The following is a 24160-nucleotide window of genomic DNA, read 5'->3' on the forward strand; positions in this document are numbered from 1 at the left end:
TAATAGTAACTAATAACTAAATCGATTAACTAAATAAAGTGAATATAAAACTTAAAAAAAGTGCGAAGTGGATAGCTTGCGCATCGGCAGCAGTGTTTTGCCTGGGTTCATCATTAACGCTTAAAGCGCAGACTGTAGCTCCCTTTAAAAACGGCGATAGGGTGGCATTTGTGGGTAACAGTATTACCGACGGGGGGCATTTCCACTCGTATGTATGGCTTTATTATATGACGCACTTCCCAGATATGCGCATTACCTGTTTTAATGTTGGTATTGGTGGCGACGTAGCCAAACAAATAGCCCGCAGGTTTGATACCGATGTGCTTACAAAAAATCCTACAGTTGTAACCCTTTCATGGGGAATGAATGATACTGGTTACATCGAGTGGTTCCGCAGCGATGCGCAGGAAACTATTAAAAGCCGGTTGGATACATCTTTTAAATATTACCACCAGATAGAGGCAAAACTTAAAAAGCTGCCTAATATAAAACCGATACTGATCGCATCGTCGCCTTACGATGAGTTTACCTATGCTACGCCTAATAACATATACAAGGGTAAAAGCGCAGCATTACTTCAGGTTGCCGAGTTTCAGGAAGAGGCTGCAAAAAAAAATAACTGGGGCTTTATTGACCTGAACCGCCCAATGACGGCTATAAACAAACGCGAGCAGGAGAAAAATCCAACATTTAGCCTTACACCAAATGATCGGATCCATCCGGATAATGATGGGCATATGGTGATGGCTTACCTGATCCTGAAGGCACAAGGTTTAGCAGGTAAATCAGTAGCTGATGTAGTGATCAGTGCTAACGATAAAAAAGTAGATAAGGCCGAGAATAGTAAGATCACTAAGGTTGCAGATACTGCTGATGGCATCTCGTTTGATTATTTGGCTAAATCGCTTCCATACCCTTTAGATACTGTTTCCAGAAGCTGGGGTAATCATAAAAAACAGATCGAAGCTATAAAGCTGGTTCCGTTTATGAACGAATTTAACCGAGAAATGCTCACCGTGAAAGACTTGGCCGCAGGTAACTATCAGCTTAAGATTGATGATGAGGTAATAGGCAAGTGGTCGGCAAGCGCGCTGGCTAACGGTATAAACCTTGCCGAGCAAACAAACACACCTCAATACCAGCAAGCCATTCAAATAATGAGTTTGAACGAAGAACGATGGGAAATTGAAAGGCGCTTACGTAACCATGCCTTTATAGAATACAATGTATTGTACGATCGCGGCTTGTTAAATGCCGATAATATTGCCGCAATGGATACTGTTAGTAAGATTGCCAAAAAAGAAATTTTTGTTGCCGGTAACAAGGGCAACTACATTTTATCGCAATATAAATCTGTAAGGGATGCATGGCAAATGGAAATGGATGTGTTGCTGAGCCAGATCTATAAAATAAATAAACCCGTTACCCACAAAATATCACTAACCCGTATCAATTAATAATTATGGCTAAAATTATATATCAAAGAATACTCTTTGTTTTACTTGTTTGTTTCGGGATAAATGCCAGCGCCGCCGAGGTAGATACGGTGCTTACGCATAGCGATATCATGAAAAAGGATATTAAAGCTGTAGTGATATTACCCAATAACTACTCAAAAAAAGTGAGTTATCCCGTAGTTTATTTATTACATGGTTTTAGCGGTAATTACGCCGATTGGATAACAAAAGATGCGCCAGTGCAAAACCTTGCAGATCAGTATCATTGCATCATAGTTTGCCCTGATGGTGCGTTTGCAAGCTGGTATATTGATAGCCCGGTAAACAGCTATTGGATGTATGATACCTATGTTTCAAAAGAACTGGTTAGCTATATCGACGCGCACTTTTCAACCATCAAAAATCGTACTGGCAGGGCAATAACCGGCCTAAGTATGGGGGGGCATGGCGCATTATCAATGGCTATTCGCCACCAGGAAGTTTATGGGGCTGTGGGCTCTATGAGTGGGGCAGTAGATCTTAAACCTTTTGCTAAAGATTTTGCTATAAACCAGATACTTGGCGAATATAAAGACAACCCTAAAAGCTGGGCCGACCATAGTGTTGTAGGTATGGTAGATCAGCTAAAACCCGGTGTATTGAAAATTATTTTTGATTGTGGGGCAGACGACTTTTTTATTGGCGTGAACAACGCTTTGCACGAGCAATTACTCAAGGCAAAAATAGCGCACGACTACACCGTCCGGCCTGGTGCACATACCTGGGAATACTGGAGTAATTCTATGAACTATCAGATGTTATTTTTTAGTCGCTTTTTTGATAAGCTAAACTGATTTAGTAACCTCCAATCATTGATAAATCAATATTTAAACTTGTTTTTAAGTATCAAATTCACATCTAAATATTGCTAATGTTGTCAAAATTTAAAAAGTTTACGATAGGGCAATATTTCAGATAAATAATTTGCTAAATCGTTTTTATGATTTTATATTTGATTTGCAATAACCAATTATAACGCCTGTAAGCAGGCTCTTGCTAAAAAACCTTTTTAAGAAGCTTTTAAGCTTTGTTGAACAAACTTTATGCTATGAGGAAACTTTACATTCTTAGCTTTTTTTGCGCTGCTGCCACTATTCTTTTTTCATGTAAAAAAGATGGCTTTTTAGGCCAAACGCAAACAACCGACCTTACCGAAGAGGCTGTTTTTAAGGATAGTGTTAATACCACTGCCTTTTTAACCAATATATATTTAAAGGTTGGTTTTAGCGAAAGCGCAACCCGCTTTGGTAATGGTGGGCTTGATGTAGCGTCCGACGAAGCCGAACCTTACGACAACTCAGAGATCACCACCATAGGTTTTGCCAATGGTTCGGTTGATGCCAATACAGTATCAGGCGATGCTTACAATACTTGCTATACCAATATAAGGGCGGTAAATGTATTGTTTAAGCATTTGCCACAAACCCCGCTACGGGATGTCACCAAAACGGAAATAAAAGCCGAGGCGCGTTTTTTAAGGGCCTGGTATTACTCTATACTATTAAAACATTATGGTGGTGTGCCTTTAATTGGCGATACCGTATATAACTATACCGATAAAATACCAGCCCAGCGAGCAAGCTATAAAGATTGTGTGGACTATATTATATCAGAATGTAATAAGGCTGCTGCCGACCTTCCGTTTACACAGGTGGGGTTATTGTTTGGCAGAGCTTCAAAAGGGGCTTGCCTCGCTTTAAAAATGAGGGTGCTGCTTTATGCTGCAAGCCCGTTGTTTAATGATGATAATACTGTCCCGGGGCCTACACCACTTTCTATAGCCACAGATAAAGTAAAGCCATTGGTTGGCTATACCGATTTTAAAAAGGAGCGTTGGGAAGAAGCTGAAAAAGTTGCCGATACGCTGATCAAATCGGGAGCATATCAATTATATATCGATAATGCTACCAGCCCGGGTTTTGGGTTTCAGTATGGTTTTACCATTCGTCCAAGTTTAGAAAATATTTGGCAGGTGACCCGGCCATCTAATCAGGACCTTGAAAATGCTTACGATCCGCCATCTCGCGGGGGGCATGGCGGCGGCTTCCCGTATCAGGAGTTGGTTGATGCTTTCCCGATGGCTGACGGAAAGGATATTCATGACCCGACGTCGTCATATAATGCAAACAGCCCTTATGATAACCGCGACCCTAGACTGGCTTACACTGTAAATCGAGACCAATCGAAACTAATAACCGCCAATTCTTTAACGCCAACGGCTATCAATATTTATACAGTTAATGGCCAGGGTACAGGGGTTGATGCTATTTATGCAGGTACAAAAACGGGTTATTATGGCAATAAGATGCTCGATCCAAAGGCTGTTCCAAATTCTTTTAACCAAACAGCCAGATGTATCCCCCTAATTCGTTATGCCGAAGTATTATTAAGCTATGCCGAAGCTGTAAATGAATTTGAAGGCCCTGCAAAAGCCTATGAGCCGATTGAACAGATCAGGATGAGGGCAGGATTGAGCAATTATAAACTACCCCTTGGTTTAAACCAGGTAGAGATGCGCAAAATAATACAGAACGAACGCCGCTTAGAACTTGCTTTTGAAGGGCACCGCTTTTGGGACGTACGCCGATGGAAAATAGCACCGCAAGCATTTACCCAGCAAATGACTGGTTTAGAAGTTCAAAGGAATAGTGCGGGTGCTATTGAAAACTTAAAACGTGTTAATGTACGGAAACATGGGTTTAAAACGGCGCTTTATTTATGGCCATTACCAACAAGTGAGGTGGCAAAATCGCCGCTAACCTTACAAAACCCAGGGTATTAATTATTAAAGCAGATTGATATTAAATTATAAACTATGTATAAAATATTAATACAGTTAAGACAGCGACAGGCAATCAGGATATTACTTGCAGGTTGCATGTTTTTTGCAGCATCGTGCAAAACAGAGAATATGGTACCAGTAGTAAATGAATCTGTTAAAAATATCGACGGTACCTGGAAAATAGCATCGGCAACATTAAACGGGACTGATATATTAAATACCATACCTGATGCCATGACCCATTTAAGCGGTTTTGGTGTAACCTTCACCGATGGGAAATATACACTTACAAACCCAATACCTTTTATTGTGGAAACAGAGGGTACCTATACTTTTAACGACCCTCAATATCCGTTTGATATAAGTTTTACACCAACAGGTGCTACTACGGCAGTGAAGTCTACATTTCAGTTTCCGGTAGTGCAGGGGCAAAGGCGAGTTACACTAACTTTTAGCCCGGGGTGCAGCAAAAACATTTACGTATACACACTTAAAAAAGATAACTAACTCATAACAATTGTTATATGATAAAATATTTACGTAACACACGAAAAAAATTACCCAGGTATGTATTCCTGGCGGCGCTTATTTTGTTCCTGAGTAATTGCGATTTTATTATTAATTCCATTACGCAGCCTTTAACCGCAAATGTAGGGGAAGAGATCACAACCGTATTGGATGCCAATTTCAATGTAGATGGAGGCCCATATACAAAAAGGATAGTAATAGGCATACTTGCACCCAAATCATGGAAGATAGGCGAAAACACAAAAATCACTTTTAGTGGAGATAAAGGTACTGGTACCATGGTCCCGATACCGGCATCAGAAGTTGCTGCCAGTGCTAAAAATGGCGAGAACTGGGCCACGCGCATGAAAAATAAGCTGGGTATTGGTCCAAACTTTATTGATGATATGGAGTGGGTGCCATTTCAGACTGCGGAGAGCCTTACGGCAAATATTAACGAAAAGGCTAACGCGAAGTTTCAAATAAAAATGAAGGTGGGTATTGACGGGCAAAATACATCAGTGAGGCTTGGTTATGTGGTATGCAATAAAGATGACGGGTTGGCAGATGATACTCCAAACCTGTGGCCTGTTAAATATGCCAATTGTTTGGAAGTTAGCGGCGGTACCGGCGATCTGATTGATTTTTGTAACCCATCTTTAGCAGTGCTTTCTCCGGTAAAAGTACTTGATAACGATTTTGAAAGCATCACATTTGATAATACAGTTACAACAACGGCCTTAAAAGATGTGCAAAACATTTATTTATGTGCAACCGCCCACACCAGCGATGGCCAGGACATTGTAGTATGCGCACAGGATGAGCGTTCAAAAATGAGAACTATTGCGCCCAATAAATTCCAGATAACAATTTGGCCGCGTGGGTATTTCAACGTCCCGGCAGGGAAAACACTAACCGGCGTCGATTATTATTTTACCGATCAGGGAGGGACGGTAAAAGTGGGGTTTGGTAACGTATCAACGGTTCCTTTCAAAATTAAATTTCTTTGCGATTAATAAAATAGCCCCGAGCAAATAATAATTAATACAGCAAGGCTTGCAACAAAACGGCATCTGTTTAGCCCTAATTATGCCCTTTAATTAAAACTTATAAACCTGATTCTATGCAATATAATTACTTGAAAAAAAGCATTTTAGTGTGGGTCATGCTTGTCATGATCGGCACTGGCCTTGCCTCCGCGCAGGATACAGTTAAAACTGTACCTACAGGATATGTTAGTGGTAAGGTTTTCAATCAGTTTAAACAGCCCTTAGTGGGTGTAAAAGTGCATGTAGCAAAAACTGCCGATACCGCAACAACTGATAAAAATGGCGTGTTTCAAATATTGGCCCAAAAAGGCAGTGTGCTGCAAATAACCGGTAAAGGATATAATGCTGCGCATTATATCATTAATAAGGCAGATAAAATAAACATTCAGCTGTCAGATCAGTTCCTGAAGAATACTGATAAAGTAGATGTACTGTACAATACAATAAATAAAGAGGAGAACTTAGGTGCGGTATCAACCATATACACCAACCAGCTTACCACAACCCCGGCATCACTATATACCTACGCTTTACCCGGCCAACTGGCAGGGTTATACACCCGGCAAACAAGCGGTTTTGGTAGCCCACAGGCGGGTTCGCCAACAACAAACTCATTTCTTGTAAATTATGTAACAAGCCGCAATATCACATCAAATGATAACAACGGGCAAATAAGTCTGCAGGTTAGAGGGGCGGTCAATGCCTCTGGTTTCGCCTCTGCCCCAATTACAATAATTGATGGTGTACAGCGGGAACTATCATCAATTGACCCCGAAACCATTGAATCGGTATCGGTTTTAAAAGACGGGCTCTCAACCATATTGTTGGGTATAAATAGCTCTAATGCGGTTTTATTGGTAACAACTAAAAAAGCACAGGCAGGGCGTACGCTAATATCTTTTACAGCACAAACAGCTATACAGCAATCACTGGGTTTACCAACACCTTTACCGGCATACCAATACGCTTATTTATATAATGAGGCACTACAAAATGATGGTAAGGCGCCATTTTATACCACCGCCGATTTTGACGCTTACCGTAACCATACCGACCCAATAGGCCACCCTGATGTTGACTGGTTTAACACCATACTGCGTAAAAATTCGCCTATGCGTAACTATAAGTTAAATATTACCGGTGGTAATAGCATAGCCAGGTATTCTGTATCGTTAAATTATCTTAACCAGGCTGGTATCTTAAAATCAGACCCCTCGCTGTCATACAATACCAATAATAACCTTAGCCGCTATATTCTTAACTCAGATATCAATATCAGCGCAACCAAAAACTTTACTATCGATCTGCAATTATTTGGTCGTGTACAAAGTATTAATTATCCGGGCCAGGGTGCAAGCGGTTTTAGCAATATATTTTCAACGCTGTTTGGTACACCAAACAATGCCTATCCTATTTATAACCCCAATGGCAGTTTTGGTGGCAATAACCAAAGTTTTTATCAAAACAACTTACTGGCCATGTCGCAGTACTCGGGTTATACTTTAACGCAAAACCATGATGTATTAACAAACCTTGATCTTAAGTACGATATGGGGAGTTATCTAAAAGGCTTATCGTTGCGTGCAAAAGGTAATTTTGCCATAAACTCCCAAAACTATATCGACAGAAGTTCACAAAACGCGGTTTACCAATATAATGCTAATGGTAGTTATAATGTGTTCGGTTCGACACGGTCACAAAGCAATAGCTTTAACAATGTATCAAACTCAAGGTATTCATACGCCCAGGCTGCTATAGCTTACGATAACAGCTTTGGTAAAAACAATTTCAACGCCCTTTTATTTTACGATTTCAGGTCTATTATACTTACTTATGACCTTCCCCGCCTTATTCAAAACCGGGCTCTGCAGGTTTCATATAATTACGATGGCAAGTATTTCATAACAGGTGCCATAAACAACAGCGGAGATGATCGTTATGCACCGGGGCATAGGTTTGGCATGTTCTACGCGGGCGGTATAGGCTGGCAAATGGGCAAAGAAAGCTTTATTAAAGACAATATATCTTGGATAGATTCATGGAAATGGCGGGCAAGCTATGGTAACACCGGTAATGGTAATGCCGAGGTGCCGGGCTATTTTGCGTACCGCAGTACTTATGATTCTAGCAATGGTGCCAGTTATCCACAAGGTACCGGTTATTCTAACGGATCAGGTTATGGCGAAACCAACGGTGTAATAAACCCGGCTCTGGAGGCAGAAAGGGCACATAAAATAAACTTTGGTACTGATATGTCACTGTTTAATAACAAGTTGCAGGTTACTGCTGATTACTTCTATGAGCGGTATTATAACCTTCTTAAAAATCGCGGAAACAGCAACCAGCTGTTAGGCGCAAATTATCCTTATGAAAACATTGGTGTAAACCTGATGCAGGGCGGTGAACTTACAGTAACACATCAAAGTCACATAGGCGATTTTAATTACTTTATTACGGGTAATGCAAGCATAGTAAAAACAAAACAAGTGTTTTTTGATGAACTAAAGCCTTTATACCCATGGATGGCGAAAACTGGTTTACCGGTAAATGCTTTATATGGTTACACAGCATTAGGCTTTTTTCAAACCCAGCAGGAAGCAAGTACAAGTGCTACAACAGCAGGCTTTACTGCTAAACCGGGCGATATTAAATATAAGGACCTAAATAGCGATGGCATTATCGATCAGAATGATATATCAGCTATTGGGAATTTAAAACCGCTTATTTTTTACGGCCTTAACTTTGGCTTTAACTACAAAGGTTTTAATGTAGGCGTTATACTACAGGGTGTTGGTAATCTGCAAACCATTTATAGCCAGGGCGATATTACGCAGGGTTTTATGGGCAAAGGCTTTTTCGGGAACGCACCTTATGGCCAGGCCTATACAACTATACTTAACAGATGGACACCCGAAACAGCAGCTACAGCCACCTCGCCAAGGCTAACCACTGTGGGCATAAATGCTAATAACGGCGCATGGTCTACATTCTATCTGCACTCTGCAAATTACATCAGGTTAAAAAATGCCGAGGTAGGATACACCCTTCCTTATATCGTAACATCAAAATTAGGGATATCAAGCTTAAGGTTTTTTGTAAATGGCGAAAACCTGGTAACCATAGCCGGTTACAAAGGTATCGACCCGGAAGTGAATGGTTTAGCTTACCCTATACAGCGCGTGTTTAACGCCGGTGTAAGTGTCAAATTATAATATAACAGTAAAGGATATGATTATGAAGACCTTTAAATATAAAATACTATTGATAACAGCTGTAACTGCTGTAGTTGCGGGCTGTAAAAAGTACGAGCAGTACCCCGCTGAGCAACGTACTATAGATTATGTTTTTGATAAAAATGACTCGTTAGGCACCAACGCCTATTCTTTTCTGAACAGTACCTACGCGCTGTTAAAGAGCGGGCATAACCGGGTTAACGGAGAGTATCTCGATGCGGCATCAGACGATGCGGTATCGGCATCCAATAATACAACCTCAGTTCCGTACATATTATCAACAGGTTCGTATAATTCAACCAATTTACCTGCCGATGAGAACGTGTGGCAAAATGCTTATGTAGCTATAAGAAAAGCTAACGTATTTATTAGCAACATAGGTGTTGTACCCGTTAAGGATGAATTGCGACCAGGTGTTTCTATGAAATTTGCCTGGAAAAGCGAAGCGAGATTTATCAGGGCCATGTTTTACTTTGACCTGCTTAAACGTTATGGCGGTGTACCAATTGTGGGTGATAAAGTTTTTACGTTAGATGATGACTTAAACATGCCGCGTAATAGCTTTGCGGAATGTGTTGACTATATAGTAAGCGAGTGCGATGCTATTAAAGGTAGCCTGCTCACCGTTCCGCTGGCAAGCCCTACAGCAAATTCGCAAAGGGTTACCAATGCAGCTGCATTAACCCTTAAGGCTAAGGTGTTATTATATGCGGCAAGTCCGCTTTTTAACGGTGGTAATATTGATGGCGCCAACCCGCTAACGGGTTATACAAGCTTTGATGCTAACAGGTGGGTATTGGCAGCACAGGCGGCTAAAGATGTGATGGACCTGAATGCCTTTACATTAGTGCCCGATTTCAGAAACGCGTTTATAACCCAGGTGCCGGCAAATACCGAGGTTATTTTTCAACGACCCAATGGCTTAACAAACACGGTAGAATCAAATAACGGGCCTATTGGCTTTACTACCAACCCTATTGGGCAGGGTAAAACCAGCCCAACGCAGGATCTGGTTAATGCCTTCCCCATGAAAAACGGCTTGCCTATTGATGCACCGGGGTCTACTTATGACCCAAATGATCCTTATGCTAACCGCGATCCGCGTTTAGGCTATACCATATTTTACAACGGCTCGCCGTGGCTTAATTCATTAGTACTAACCTATGAGGGTGGGCGCAGCAAGCCAAACATAGGTAACCAACAAACGGTAACCGGTTACTACATGCGTAAATTTATGGGTTTGTACGAAAGCCAAAGCAATTACGGTACAGCATCCGAAGACTGGATGTTTTTTAGGTATGCCGATGTGTTGCTTGCTTACGCTGAAGCGCAGAACGAAGCGCTTGCCACGCCAGATAATAGTGTATATACTGCGGTCGAAAAAATACGCCAGCGTGCAGGTTTAAGCCCGTACCAACTTGCACCCGGACTAAGCCAAGATGCAATGCGTACCATTATACGTAACGAGCGCCGTATTGAAATGGCTTTTGAAGAAGACCGCTATTGGGATATCCGCCGCTGGAAAATTGCTGAAGATGTAATGAATAAGCCGAGGGTAGGGGTTACTATAGCCAATGCTATAGCGGGCTATACTTATACCTATGCACCAGTTCTTGCTACTAAGTTTAAAGCGCCGGCCATGTACCTGTACCCTATACCTTACAACGAAACAGTGAAGAACACTAAGTTGAAACAAAACCCGGGATGGTAATTAACCTCTATATCAATTATTGAATTAAGAACTTATCATGAGAAAAATTATACTATTACCTATTATAATGTTGTTACTGCCGGCTGTGCTGTTTGCCCAAAACAGGGTAATTACCGGTACAGTAAAAGATGGTAACGGCGTTTTGCCCGGGGCCACAGTTGTTGAAAAGGGTATGCCTCAAAATATTGCTATTGTAAGTACCGGTGGTAAGTTTACAATAACACTAAAAGGCAGCGCAGAGGTTATTATTGTTAAATTTATAGGGTATGTGCAGCAGGAAGTTAAGGTAGCCGATAAAAGCAGTGTTGATGTTATCCTACAATCAAGCAGCCAGGATATGAATGAGGTGGTTATATTGGGATATCAGCCTAAAAAACGTATAACCAATACAGGTTCGGCCAGTCAGATCTCAGCCGCTGATGTGCGTACTGTACCAACAGCAAACGTTCAAAATACATTATCAGGCAGGTTGCCTGGTTTTTTCTCTCAGCAAACATCAGGGCAACCGGGCAGGGATGCGGCGTCGTTTTATATCCGTGGCTTAAGCTCTATCAATGGCTCAAATACCCCACTTATAATAGTTGATGATGTTGAGTACCAGGCAGATCAGCTGCAGCAAATTAACGTTAACGAGATTGAAACCATTACCATTTTAAAAGATGCGTCAACAACTGCCATATATGGTGTAAAAGGAGCAAATGGTGTTTTAGTGGTAACTACCCGCAGGGGAAAAGTAGGGGCACCCACCGTAAATTTAAGGATGGAAACCGGTGTGCAATCGCCAACCAAGATCCCCAAATTCCTTAATTCATACCAAAGCGCATTATTAATTAATGAGGCGGAAACCAATTATAATAAAGCATATAATCAGCCAAATGGCGGGTTGTCTTTTACACCTGCCGATCTGGAAGCTTTCCGTACCGGTAGCGACCCTTACGGCCACCCGGATGTTAACTGGTACAAAGCTATACTTAAAGATTATACCAGTCAAAGCAACACCAACTTAGATATATCCGGCGGAACAAACGTTATTAAATACTTTATTACAGGTGGGCTTTTTACACAAAACGGGTTATTGAGGAATTTTTCTGACCCGCAAAACGAGATCAATAGCGATTACAACTATAACCGTTATAACTTTCGTTCAAATCTGGACTTAAAAGCGAATAAAAACCTGAGCGTAAGGTTAGACCTGAGTGCACGTTTCGGTACGGTAAACCAGCCGCATAGTCAAAATATTTTAGGAGAAATATACGATTATACAAAAGTAACGCCGTTTTCGGCCCCCTTCCTAAACCCTAATGGCAGTTATGCTTATGCATATTCACAATTCAATACCTTTTCGTTAAAGAATACGCCACAGCAATATGCTACCATAAATGCAAGGCTTGCAAATGGTGGTTATGACCGCAGCACCCGTACAGACTTTAACTCGTTGTTTGATATCAGCGAAAAGCTTGATGACATAACCAAAGGCCTGGCAATTACAGGTCGTGTAAGTTACTCCAGTATTGAGCAATATACAAAGCAATTATACAGGTACAATAGTTCCGGTTCATTCTCCTATAACCCGCCGAGTTACCATTACAACCCGGTTAACGATACCTATACACTTGACCCGCGCGGCAAGTACGTGCTATCTGATTATAACCTGGCCGGTAATACCGATACTTATATTACCAGATTAAACTTGCAGGGCTTTATGACCTATGATAGAATATTTGCCGGTGACCACCACGTAAATGCCTTATTACTATATAATCAATACCAGGATAACAGCCAGGCAGATCCTCCGTCAAAGTTCAGTGGGCAATCAATAAAAGTGGGATATGGTTATAAAGACAAATACCTGATTGATTTTAACGGGGGGTATAATGGTACAGATCGTTTTGCATCAGTTCACCGCTTTGGATTTTTCCCGGCTGTTTCTATAGGTTATAATATTGCTAATGAAGACTACTTCAGGAAAAACGTATCATTTGTTCAGTATTTAAAGCTACGTGCATCTTACGGTAAAGTAGGGTCTGATGCTATTGGGGGCTCAAGGTATATTTACAGCCAGTTTTATAATAAAAACAACTTTAGTTATCCTAACGACTATAGTTTTGGCACGAGCCATAATCCTGCGGGTGCTATCTATGAAGGTACCCTGGCAAATACCGATGTGTTCTGGGAATCGCAAAAGGAACTTAACGTGGGCCTCGAAGCCAATATGTTTAATAACAAATTAAGCCTGGTAGTTGAGTTTTTTAGAAACATCAGGTATAATCAGTTGATCTATCCGGGCGATATATCTGCAGTGTTGGGTGTTGGCGCACCTGCAGTAAACGCAGGTAAATCAATAAACCGTGGTGTTGAGGGCCAAATTGGTTACCAAACAACAATAGGGCAGGTGCAATTCCAATCAAACTTTGTATTTTCTTATGCTAAGAACAAGATATTGGAGATGAGAGAAGCAGCCCCGGCATATCCCTGGTTATACAGAACAGGGCAACCAATAAACCAGCCGTTTGGTTACAAGTTTATAGGGTATTACACCCAGGAAGATGCCGATAAGATAAACAGTGGCGCTACGGGTGCCCCCCCTGCGCCAACCAACGGTGCCAAAATACAGGCGGGCGACTTAAGGTACCAGGATAAAAATGAAGACGGGAAAATTGATATTTACGATCAGCAGCCAATAGGCAAACCAAACCTGGCTAATACTACCCTTGGTTTAACCTTAGGCGCAGCTTATAAAGGTTTTAGTGTAAGTGTTTTACTACAAGGGGCTTTTGGTTACAGCTTCGCTGTGGTTGGTACAGGTGTTGAGCCGTTTAAAAGCCAGTTTCAGCCTATACATGAGCAACGCTGGACACCGGCAACCGCTGCTACCGCACAGTTCCCAAGTTTAACAACAGATCCGTTATCTGTTAGTAGCCCATCAAATTATTTATCAGATTACTGGCTGATCAATGCACATTACATCCGTTTAAAAAGTGTGGATATAGGTTACCAGTTTCCGAGCAAAATGCTGCCTTTTCACTTTAAATACGTGCGTTTATACTTAAGTGCTTATAACTTATTTACCTGGACAAATTATAACAAGTACCAGCAGGATCCGGAAGTGGCAACCAGTTCGGCAGGTGATGTTTATCCAAACGAACGTGTTGCAACCTTAGGTTTGCAGGTTACGTTCTAAAAGAAATATATCACTACAGATTAAGCCTTCGGGCTTTTTTTGTAGTGATTTTGCTAAATCATTATATATGAGTATTGGGTTGATTATGTTGGCAAGATCCGGAAGTGTCGTATTCAGGATCCATTGCTAAAACGGTAGAATATACCCGATATTTAACATCTTCAGATCATCCAAAACTCCGTAACGTGTTATACCCAAATATCAACCTTAAAAAAGCATTACTACTTGCAATACTACCTGTAGTGTTATTAAACCCAGTTAAAGCGCAGCAACAAAATCTGGTGCATTACGCCAATACCCTGCAGGGTACAAATAGCAAGTTCGAGCTATCGTACGGTAACACATACCCGGCAACCAGCGTGCCCTTTGCCATGAACACCTGGACACCACAAACCGGCAAAAACGGCGATGGATGGAAGTACCAGTACTTTGAAAATACCATCAGGGGGTTTCAGCAATCGCACCAGTGCAGCTCATGGGTAAATGATTATGCAGTTTTTTCGTTGATGCCCGTTACCGGCAAACTGCTGGTGATGGATGATGAGCGCGCTTCTAAATTCGATCATAAGAATGAGGTAGCGCAGCCAAACTATTATAAGGTTAGGTTTGATAACAATATCACTACCGAAATGACAACCACCGAGCGTGGCGCGCATTTGCGGTTTACCTTCCCCAAAGCCGCGGCCTATTTGGTTTTGGATGGCTATACCAAAATGAGCCAGGTAAAGATTTATCCTACAGCGCGTAAAATTACGGGCTGGGTAAATAACTGCCGCTGGGCACCCCAAAACTTTAAAAATTATTTCGAGATTGTGTTTGATAAGCCATTTAAGGCTTACGGCACCTGGGAGAATAAAACAGGCAAAATAACTGCAGGTAACTTAACAGATGAAGGTGATGGCCGTGGTGCTTACATCCAGTTTGCCGATGGTGATGTGGTGCAGGCAAAGGTTGCGTCGTCATACATTAATCTGGAACAAGCCACCCTAAACCTGCAAACCGAGCTGGGCAAATTCAAATCAATTGAAGATACCAAAGCAGCATCAACAAAAATATGGAATACATTATTTAACCGTGTTTTGGTTGAGGGCGGCACCGAAGAGCAAAAGGCTACGTTTTACTCATGCCTGTACCGTGCAAACTTGTTTTCGCACCGTTTCTTTGAGATCAATAAAGAAGGTAAACCATACTATTTCAGTCCGTACGATGGTAAGATCCACGATGGCTATATGTATACTGATAATGGTTTTTGGGATACGTTCAGGGCGCAATTTCCGCTAAATACTATACTGCACCCCAAAATGGAGGGACAATATATGCTGGCACTGCTTGCCGCTCAGGAACAATGTGGCTGGTTCCCCGCATGGTCCTTCCCGTCCGAAACAGGTGGTATGTTAGGTAACCATGCTATCTCTTTACTGGCAGATGCCTGGGTAAAAGGCATCCGTACGTTCGATCCGCAAAAGGCGCTGAAAGCCTATGCCCACGAGGCCAATAATAAAGGCCCATGGGGAGGTGCAAACGGCCGTGGTAATGCTAAAGAGTATAATGCTAATGGCTATGTACCATATTCACAAAAAACATTAGGGGCAACAGCACAATCTTTAGAGTACGCTTACGATGATTTCTGTGGATATAGTTTGGCCAAAGCTGTAGGTAATAAAGGGTACGAAACTGCCTTTGGCAAAAATATGTACAACTACAAAAGTTTGTATGACCCCGGCACCCGTTTTATGCGCGCTAAGGATGAAAATGGCAAATGGGTTGAGCCATTTGACCCATTGGAATGGGGCGGCCCTTATACCGAAGGAAACGCATGGCATTGGCAATGGTCGGTTTTTCATGATATCCAGGGTTTGATAAACCTGATGGGCGGTAATAAAAATTTCACGGCAAAAATTGATTCTGTTTTCTCGCAGCCATCAACCATAAAGGTTGGCGGTTATGGGCAGGTGATACACGAAATGACAGAGATGAAACTGATAAACATGGGGCAGTATGCACATGGCAATCAGCCTATCCAGCACATGATATACCTGTATAACTATGCGGGCCAGCCCTGGAAAACCCAGCAGCATGTTCGTGAGGTGATGGAAAAGATCTATAATTCTACCCAAAATGGTTACCCCGGCGACGAAGACCAGGGGCAAATGTCTTCATGGTATGTATTGAGCGCTTTGGGTATCTACAGCGTTACGCCGGGCACAGACCAATACGCTATTGGCAGCCCTGTGTTTAAAAAGGTGACACTGACACTGGAGAATGGTAAAAAGTTCATTATACAGGCTAATAACAACAGCAAGCAGAACGTATATATACAGTCGGCAACGTTAAATGGTAAGCCCTATACACATAACTGGCTCAGCCATCACAGCATAACAAACGGTGGTATCTTGAAATTTGAAATGGGGAACAAGCCAAACTTTAAAAGGGGACTTGCGCCGCAGGATAAACCGTTCTCGTTATCGAAGGCAAAGTAAAACAGACTATTTACGATTACTTCAGGTTAAAATAAAAAGGGGCTTCATATTGCTTGCAAGGGCATATTATGTTATAATTGTGTGCCAATTAATTAAACTTCCATAATGGAGAATAAGCCCAAATTCACCGAGCGAAAGTATTTTTTAGTTATTGCTTTTGTTACTTCCCTGTTTATGCTGTGGGGCGTAGCCATGACGATGGGCGATATACTGAACAAACATTTCCAAAACGTTTTACATATTTCCAAATCACGTTCGGGCCTGGTACAGCTCTCTATTTTTGGCGCATACGCGGTGATGGGGATCCCGGCAGGCCTGTTCATGAAACGGTTTGGATATAAAAGAGGGGTACAACTGGGGTTGTTTTTATATGCTTGTGGTGCTTTCCTTTTTGTCCCGGCATCTGATGCCGAATCCTTCGGGTACTTCAGGGTAGCTTTGTTTGTGCTGGCTTGCGGGCTGGCTACGCTTGAGGCTGTTGCCCACCCGTTTGTTGCAGCCCTTGGCGATCAACGATCCAGCGATCAGCGTATTAATTTTGCACAGGCTTTTAACGGTGTAGGCGGAATAATAGGCCCTTTACTGGGCAGCTATTTTATCTTACGTAGTGATGGCGGCCACTCTAACGACCTGGTATCAGTAAAACACATGTACATTATAATCGGATTGGTAATCACCGGGGTTGGTGTACTCTTTTCATTTGTAAAAGTACCCGCATTAACTGATCCGCATGTGGTAGCAACGGATGCATATGTTGTTGGAGAAACATTACATGCCGATAAGAAACTTTTTCAGCATAAGCATTTTGTTTTCGCGGTAGTAGCGCAACTCTTTAATGTAGCAGCGCAGGGGGGGACATGGGCTTATTTTATTAACTATGGGCACGAGGTGATGCACCTCTCAGACGCGCACGCGGCCAATTACTTTGCCTTTAGTATTTTTATGATGATGATAGGGCGCTTTACCGGCACCTTCCTGATGCGGTACATAGCTCCTAATAAGCTGCTGGCCATATTTGCAGCGTGTAATATTGTAATGTGCATTATTGTATCGCAGGCATTTGGATGGGTATCATTCGGGGCACTTATCATGATCAATTTTTTCTTCAGCATCATGTTCCCTACCATATTCAGTTTAGGGTTAAAAGATCTGGGCAAGCACACCCAGCAGGCATCGTCATTTATTGTGATGGGGGTTGTGGGCGGTGCGTTGTTCCCTCCATTAATGGGTTTAATAGCCAATAAAAATGTAGCTACCTCTTATTTACTGCCTATTGTTTGTTACGCCGTTATATTTGCCTTTGCCTATAGCTATAAGCGTGTAAAAAAGCTTGCGTAAGGGCTGTATTACAGATATTGTTAATCACAATAATAGTATCATCTATTTTAAAAACATAAAAATTAAATTTACATTGCATTTTATATTGTAAATCGGTTTAGTATGAATAAAAAAATATCCATTGTTGATATTGCCAACTTATTAAATATTTCTAAAACCACTGTGTCATTCATATTAAATGGCAGGGCGCAAGAAAAAAGAATCAGCGAGGAGTTGGTTCAGAAAGTTTTAAAACTTGTTAAAGAGGTTGGTTATAAGCCAAATTCGCTGGCCAAGAGTTTACGCACCGGTAAATCAAATATTATTGGGTTAATGGTTGAGGATATTTCTAACCCGTTTTTTGCCAATATAGCCCGCTTAATTGAAGACAGGGCCTATGAAAAAGGTTATCGTATTATTTACTGCAGCACCGATAACGATACAGCAAAAACCCAGGAACTGATAGGCATGTTCCAGGACAGGCACGTAGATGGCTACATAATGGCGCCGCCAAAAGATATAGAAGAAGATGTACGCGATTTAATAAAAAGCGGACTACCCGTGGTCATGTTCGACCGTTACCTGCCCAATGTTGATACCGATTATGTAATTGTAGATAACCAGTTTAGTACGTACAATGCTACAAGGCACTTAATTGAACAAGGGTATAGCAAAATTGCTTTCATAACCTTTTCTTCTGAGCAAACACAAATGCTTGACCGTATGAATGGTTATAAAAATGCACTGAAAGAGGATAAGCTAAAACCCTACATAAAAGAGATTGATTTTAACCGTAACGAGGAGCTTATTAAAGAACCTTTAAGCGCTTACCTTAAAAAGAACCCGGGTATTGATGCCATATTATTTGGTACCGACCATATTGGTACATGCGGTTTAAAAGTAATAAACCAGTTGGGCGTGAAAGTGCCTGATGATATTGCCATTGTATCTTTTGATGATTATGATGTATTTGAATTACATTCACCATCTGTTACCGCTATAGCCCAGCCCATTGAAGCCATTGCCGATAATATTATATCGTTGTTGCTGAAAAAACTGGAATCCAACTCCAATCAAACAACACAAAAAATAACGTTATCTACAACATTAAATATGCGTAATTCGTCACAGCAAGCTTTAAAACGGTAAGTTAATTTGTAGTGTCAAAGCGTTTTTGTTGTATGGCGTCATATTCTTTAACATAATCGGGATGTTCGGTTTTCATTAGCCTGTCCCACACCCTGAAGTATAGGCCGTAATTGCCTTTAAATTTGCTGTGGTGCATGTTGTGATAGGTAGAAGTGTTGAATACCTCAAACCAAATGGAGTTTCTTAACCGGCGCGGTGCAATTTCATATCCTAAATGCCCGTAAACATTTATAATAAAGCCCGAAATGGTGAACAGGATAATGGTAAGCTGGTGCATGGGTAATATAAAGGCCAGCAATATCAGTACGCCGCCTTCTGTCCACGCTTCAAAAAAATGGAACGAATATGAAGCCCATGGCGATGGGTTTACCGATTTGTGATGCACCAGGTGCGTAAGCCTGAATAGCCTTTTATGATGCAGTAAACGATGCATCCAGTAAAAATAAGTATCGTGTATAATAAGGCTTAGTATCAGGCTTACCGGTACCCACCAGATAGGGTAATCACTTAAATTGTTGTAAATAAGCGTATGCTGTTTTAACGGAGTGAACAATACGAGCATGGCAATAACACTAAACACAGCTGTTGTTTGCATAGAGTATACTATCTCTCTAATAAAATCTTTCCTGTCGGCCTGCCTGCCCTGTATTTTCGATTTGCCAAAATACCCGGAAAATACTTTGTAGAAAAGCAGGAAGGGCAACCCGGCTATTACAAAATATCTGACCGCCGAGATGCTAAATATCCTGATGATAAGCTCTGATATGTTTTGCATACCTTATGGTAATTATACATTTTAATTATTGTAAGGTTTAATATTTAAGCTATAATTTTTGCCAAGCAGTTTTGGATCAACCTCAACCTTAAGAGTTTTTGTTTCGCCTTGCATTAAAGAAAAATAGCCATCGCTATACAACGCCGGCAATATTTGCCCACACTGGCTGTTTAACAATTGCGCCCTTATGCCAAACGCCGGGGCGCTTTTCGAATTGTTTACAATGGTGTAAGTAAGCAATTTATTTATGCCATTTTTTGCCACCGTGATGCGCGGTTTACTTACATATAGCTGTGAGCGTACTGCCGGTATTTTATTTAAAGCTGTATAATTTAAATAGGTATTGCCTATCCAGTAAAAGTTTTCAGATACCATTTGCCCTTTGGCATCATAAAGTTTTAGTTTTAAAAAGTGAACATCACTTAATGGCGGCAGCTTACCAGCACAGGTAAAGGCAACAAAAGCTTCGGTGGCAGATGCAGCGCTTACATCAATTTTACGGGTTTGGGTATAATCAGGGACTAACTTGCCGCTCAAGTTGTACACCTCAGCTTTGGCAATAAGCCCTTTTATATCATATGGCTTGTTGTTGATAATCTTAACTGAATTTGTAGCGGCGTTCCATTGGATATGAACAGGTTCACATGCAGATTTAGCGCCAAAATAGGCACCTGTAAGGTCGTAATAGTAATCATACGTTTGCCATATCATAGTAGGATATGCCGACTGGCTCATCCACATCAGTAATCCCGATGCATCTTTCCAAATATGATCGTTCCAGGCCTCGAACATGGCTTTGGTAGTTTCTACATTTAGTAACTGCGCCTTTTTGCAGAAATCCTCTAAAGAGATAGCCGGGCCATAACTATCATTTACCGAGTTGATATATTTAGCCGGCTGCGAGCCACCACCCAGTTCGCCATCGGTACTGAAGTAGTGTTTTGCCCACATGTTGGTTTTACTATCGACCGATTTTGAGGTAGGGGCAACCCAATAGTCTTTCGGCATAAATTTTTTGAAACTTTCGATATTTACAAATGCTGCCGACCCAAGTTCACTGCGCATACCATACGAGTCTTTTGAGAATAGGTAGCCGTTATGCGGATCAGTAAAGTATGTTTTAGGGTCAACGTTGCCCCAAATACCACTGCCCGACAAATTGCGGCTACCACCATGGATAGAAAAATTAGGGTTGGTAGTGCCCGCGTTTGAGCGTGGGATGTATAAGCGATCTTCGCCATCATAATCTTTAATAGCCGCCATTATAGCGTTACTTAAGGGGCCTTTCGGGTCACCGCCGGGTACACCTTCATTAGCGCCGCACCATATTACAATAGATGGATGATTGCGTAGTTTTTTTACCTTTTCTATAGCGTTATCTTTAAATATGCCAAGGCTATCTATAGGGCCAAAGTTGTTGAGCCAAAAATCATCCCAAACCATAATGCCATATTTGTCGCAATAATTGTAAAATGCCTCGTCGGTAACTTCGCCCGTCCAGTTCCTGATCATGTTAAAGTTCATATCCTGGTGAAAGCGGATGCGGGTATCATAATCTTTTCCTCTAACCTTTAACATATAATCGCTCATGCCCCAGTTGCCGCCTTTTAATAAAACAGGCACATCATTGATGTAAACCCGCATAGGGCCGTTAAGCGCAGTGGTATCTGCGGATACTTTTCTGATCCCGAAGCTTTTGGTGATTTGATCCGAAGATGCTTGCCCGTTAGCCTCAAAACTTACCGCGCAGGTATATAAACTTTGTTTGCCATACCCATTTGGCCACCATAGGTTCGGGTTTTTTATGCTGAGCTGGGCGAAATCCTTTTTATCGTAATTAACCGTTTGGCTGCTATTGGCGTTCAAAGTAATTTCCGAAGCAACAACGGTAATATTCCCCGGGTTTATGGTTAGCTTAACCTTACCGGTTACCGGCTTTGATGATGCGTTTGTTAACTTTACATTCACTGTAAGATCCGCCTGTTGTTTGTTTGTCAACATGGCGTGTATCCATGGGTCTTCAACCAATACAGGGCCGGTAGCGATAATACTAACTGTATCTGTAAGGCCACTGTTTAAACCCGGCACGGCGGGCATCCAATCCCAACTGCCGCTGCTCAGATAAGTTGGTGCCTGTCGGTTAGCTAAAGCATAACTTGCATTTGGTGGTACAATAAGTATCGCTAAAGCATTTGGCTTGGTATTGCTCACGATATCAGTAATATCATACTTGCCGCGCTGCATAAGGCCTTTTATAGTACCAATATGGCGGCTATTTAAATATAGTTCGGCCAATTTGTTTACACCATTAAAATTTAGCCATATGCGTTTGCCGGCAGCAAAGCCTTTGGTAGAAAACTCGGTACGGTACCAATATGGTTTGTTATATTTTGCTTTATCTACTTTGTATATATTATCTGCATAATCAGGATTTTCTTCTTTACCGGAAACCACGTAGGAGTGGAACACCGTACCGGGTACTACTGCATCTATCCATGTTTTTGTATTGAAGCCTGCCACTGATATTTTTTCGGCAGTATACACCGTATCATTTTGTGGGAATAACTTCCATTTTAAACTTACAGTTTGTGCTACGGCTATTTGCTGTACAGAAATTAAAAACATTACTGCAAGAAGTAGATTTTTCTTCATGGATCAGGATGTAAAATTTAGTATTGTTATAATTTTGACAATGATACTAAAACTTTGCTAAATCGATTTATCATTTTGATAATTTTTAATAAATAATATTAATTCCTAAGAATGCACATACATAACAAAACTGAAATACTTGAAAATAATGCTGGTAGGCTGGCAAGCAAATAAATTTATATTTGTGCAATTACACATCAGCAATGAATACAACACAACTGGTTAAAACTTTTCAGCAACTTAATGTAAATGAACTTTATGATCTGTTACGGCTACGCAGCGAGGTTTTTGTAGTAGAGCAAAACTGTGTATTTCTTGACCAGGATAATAAAGATCAGCAAAGCTATCATTTGCTTGTATTTGCAGATGCTGAACTGGCGGGGTATTGCAGGTTAGTGCCTGCGGGTTTATCTTACCCTGAAGTATCAATCGGCAGGGTGATCACTTCACCTGCTTTTAGAGGGAAGGGTTTTGGAAGGAAAGTGATGGAACTTGCTATCCAAAATTGCCGGGAGATATTCGGCCCGGTTGACATAAGGATAGGGGCGCAAACCTACGCTCAGGAGTTTTATGCATCATTGGGTTTTGTACCCGAAGGCGATGTTTACGATGAGGACGGTATTGAACACATCGAGATGGTAATAAAACCTTAGGCCTATGTATTTATAAAATGGATGGTAGTGCTGTTTGCGCTGATAGGTCAAGGACTTAATTTACCATGGATCGTAAGAAGCTGAGTATCGATCAGCCTGAAACCAGATATCTAAAAACAACAAGGGGCTGTTAATTAACAAACCCCTTGCCAGTTTAATACGATTATTGTTTCTTTAAAGTATTTACATTAATGTGCGGCCACATAATTTCTCCCTCTTTCATCGGTGGAAATTTAGGCATAAAGTTAAGATCTGCCTGTTGAGAGTATTGCAGTTGTTTAAATTTAGTTACGCCATCTGCAAGTGTAACGTCTTCTATCCAATAAGTAGCCTGGAAACGGGTAGGGTCTACCGTTTTTTGTACAAACGGTATGTTAATGATAGCGCCGCCTGTAACTTGTGTATCAAGTTTAATAGTAGTTACATTGCCAATGTCTTGGCCTTCAATTGCCCTGCGTAAAGCCATGTTTACGTCCCTTGCAAAAAATTCGGTACGCGGGAAACCGGTAAAAGTGTATTGATCCAGATAACCCCGTAAAGGTGGTTCCCCAAAATCAATAGGTTGGCCTTCCAATGGTGGTATAACAGGCGCACCAGTAGATTCTACAGCATCGCCCAATGCAACAACAACATCGCCGTGCGGGATGCTTGCCTGCCTTGCTATGGTAAAAAAGTGCTGCGGTATACTGGCTTTAAAAGGATCCTGGCCTTTATCGGGTTGTACCTGCACATCTTTCATATATAGCCACATGCCGTTTTCAAGGTGTAATACACCGCCGGTGGCTTTATCTTTTACAACAAGGTCATACATCAGCCCGGTAATAAACTGTATGTTATCGCCGCCGCGGTTTGGTACGGGTGCGCTAATGGGCGTAAAGGTTATGGTTTCAGAGTAATTTTGTACCAGCAGTTTAAAGCCTTTTATGCCTTTATTATTTGATGGTACGGCTATCATGTTCCAGCCCTGGTCGCCGTCCCAGGTGCCTGTAAGGCCGGCAAGGGGGCCAAGTTTCTGGGCAATCTCTTCCTGCGATCCACCTAAGCGGACGAAGCCTACGGGCAGGGTTTTTGAATTGTCTGTTGTCATTGCGATAAGGTTTAGGTATTACAGCCCTAATTTACAGGTAACGGAGTGGATATATAAAGCTGTTTTTAGCTTTTTTTAAGGTTATAAA

General features: G+C 41.5%; 15 protein-coding genes. 12 read left to right on the plus strand and 3 right to left on the minus strand.

What is annotated here, in order from left to right; all coding sequences use genetic code 11:
* Positions 1-38 precede the first annotated feature (38 nt).
* From IDJ75_RS16035 to IDJ75_RS16085, 11 genes are all read left to right on the plus strand, one after another.
* Entirely contained in the window at positions 39-1457 is a 1419-nt protein-coding gene (locus IDJ75_RS16035; RefSeq protein ID WP_317173788.1) for an SGNH/GDSL hydrolase family protein, read from the plus strand.
* A 5-nt stretch (positions 1458-1462) separates the two neighbouring features.
* On the plus strand, positions 1463-2290 hold the full coding sequence (locus tag IDJ75_RS16040; RefSeq protein ID WP_191176629.1) for an alpha/beta hydrolase: 828 nt from the start codon (positions 1463-1465) through the stop codon (positions 2288-2290).
* Between the two features lie 254 nt (positions 2291-2544).
* Positions 2545-4278: a RagB/SusD family nutrient uptake outer membrane protein gene (locus tag IDJ75_RS16045; protein WP_191176630.1), complete on the plus strand. Its 1734-nt coding sequence runs from the start codon at positions 2545-2547 to the stop codon at positions 4276-4278.
* 33 nt (positions 4279-4311) lie between these two features.
* The gene (locus tag IDJ75_RS16050; RefSeq protein WP_191176631.1) at positions 4312-4785 is read left to right on the plus strand and encodes a DUF5004 domain-containing protein; all 474 of its coding nucleotides are present in this window, start codon (positions 4312-4314) and stop codon (positions 4783-4785) included.
* 17 nt (positions 4786-4802) lie between these two features.
* On the plus strand, positions 4803-5801 hold the full coding sequence (locus IDJ75_RS16055) for a DUF4961 domain-containing protein (RefSeq protein ID WP_191176632.1): 999 nt from the start codon (positions 4803-4805) through the stop codon (positions 5799-5801).
* A gap of 149 nt (positions 5802-5950) precedes the next feature.
* Entirely contained in the window at positions 5951-9046 is a 3096-nt protein-coding gene (locus tag IDJ75_RS16060) for a SusC/RagA family TonB-linked outer membrane protein (RefSeq protein ID WP_191176633.1), read from the plus strand.
* A 22-nt stretch (positions 9047-9068) separates the two neighbouring features.
* The gene (locus tag IDJ75_RS16065; protein WP_191176634.1) at positions 9069-10778 is read left to right on the plus strand and encodes a RagB/SusD family nutrient uptake outer membrane protein; all 1710 of its coding nucleotides are present in this window, start codon (positions 9069-9071) and stop codon (positions 10776-10778) included.
* A gap of 37 nt (positions 10779-10815) precedes the next feature.
* A complete protein-coding gene (locus tag IDJ75_RS16070; protein WP_191176635.1) occupies positions 10816-13959 on the plus strand; it encodes a SusC/RagA family TonB-linked outer membrane protein in 3144 nt (1047 codons plus the stop codon).
* Between the two features lie 104 nt (positions 13960-14063).
* Positions 14064-16439, plus strand: coding sequence for a GH92 family glycosyl hydrolase (locus IDJ75_RS16075; RefSeq protein ID WP_317173789.1), 2376 nt, complete (start codon positions 14064-14066; stop codon positions 16437-16439).
* Between the two features lie 105 nt (positions 16440-16544).
* Positions 16545-17777, plus strand: a complete 1233-nt coding sequence (gene fucP, locus IDJ75_RS16080) for an L-fucose:H+ symporter permease (protein WP_191176636.1) — start codon at positions 16545-16547, stop codon at positions 17775-17777.
* Positions 17778-17879: 102 nt separating this feature from the next.
* Positions 17880-18905 (plus strand): LacI family DNA-binding transcriptional regulator, encoded by a 1026-nt coding sequence (locus IDJ75_RS16085; RefSeq protein ID WP_191176637.1) that lies wholly within the window; start codon positions 17880-17882, stop codon positions 18903-18905.
* Between the two features lies 1 nt (position 18906).
* Here the strand turns inward: IDJ75_RS16085 and IDJ75_RS16090 are convergent, their stop codons facing one another.
* Positions 18907-19680 (minus strand): sterol desaturase family protein, encoded by a 774-nt coding sequence (locus IDJ75_RS16090; protein ID WP_191176638.1) that lies wholly within the window; start codon positions 19678-19680, stop codon positions 18907-18909.
* Between the two features lie 21 nt (positions 19681-19701).
* Entirely contained in the window at positions 19702-22332 is a 2631-nt protein-coding gene (locus IDJ75_RS16095) for a glycoside hydrolase family 2 protein (RefSeq protein ID WP_191176639.1), read from the minus strand.
* Positions 22333-22535: 203 nt separating this feature from the next.
* Between IDJ75_RS16095 and IDJ75_RS16100 the strand changes: the two genes are divergently transcribed.
* Positions 22536-22985: a GNAT family N-acetyltransferase gene (locus IDJ75_RS16100; protein ID WP_191176640.1), complete on the plus strand. Its 450-nt coding sequence runs from the start codon at positions 22536-22538 to the stop codon at positions 22983-22985.
* A 163-nt stretch (positions 22986-23148) separates the two neighbouring features.
* Here IDJ75_RS16100 and IDJ75_RS16105 read toward each other — a convergent pair whose 3' ends face one another.
* Positions 23149-24072: a heme-binding protein gene (locus tag IDJ75_RS16105; protein WP_224746640.1), complete on the minus strand. Its 924-nt coding sequence runs from the start codon at positions 24070-24072 to the stop codon at positions 23149-23151.
* Positions 24073-24160: the final 88 nt, after the last annotated feature.

The sequence above is a fragment of the Mucilaginibacter rigui genome (assembly GCF_014773275.1).
Classification (GTDB): domain Bacteria; phylum Bacteroidota; class Bacteroidia; order Sphingobacteriales; family Sphingobacteriaceae; genus Mucilaginibacter; species Mucilaginibacter rigui_A.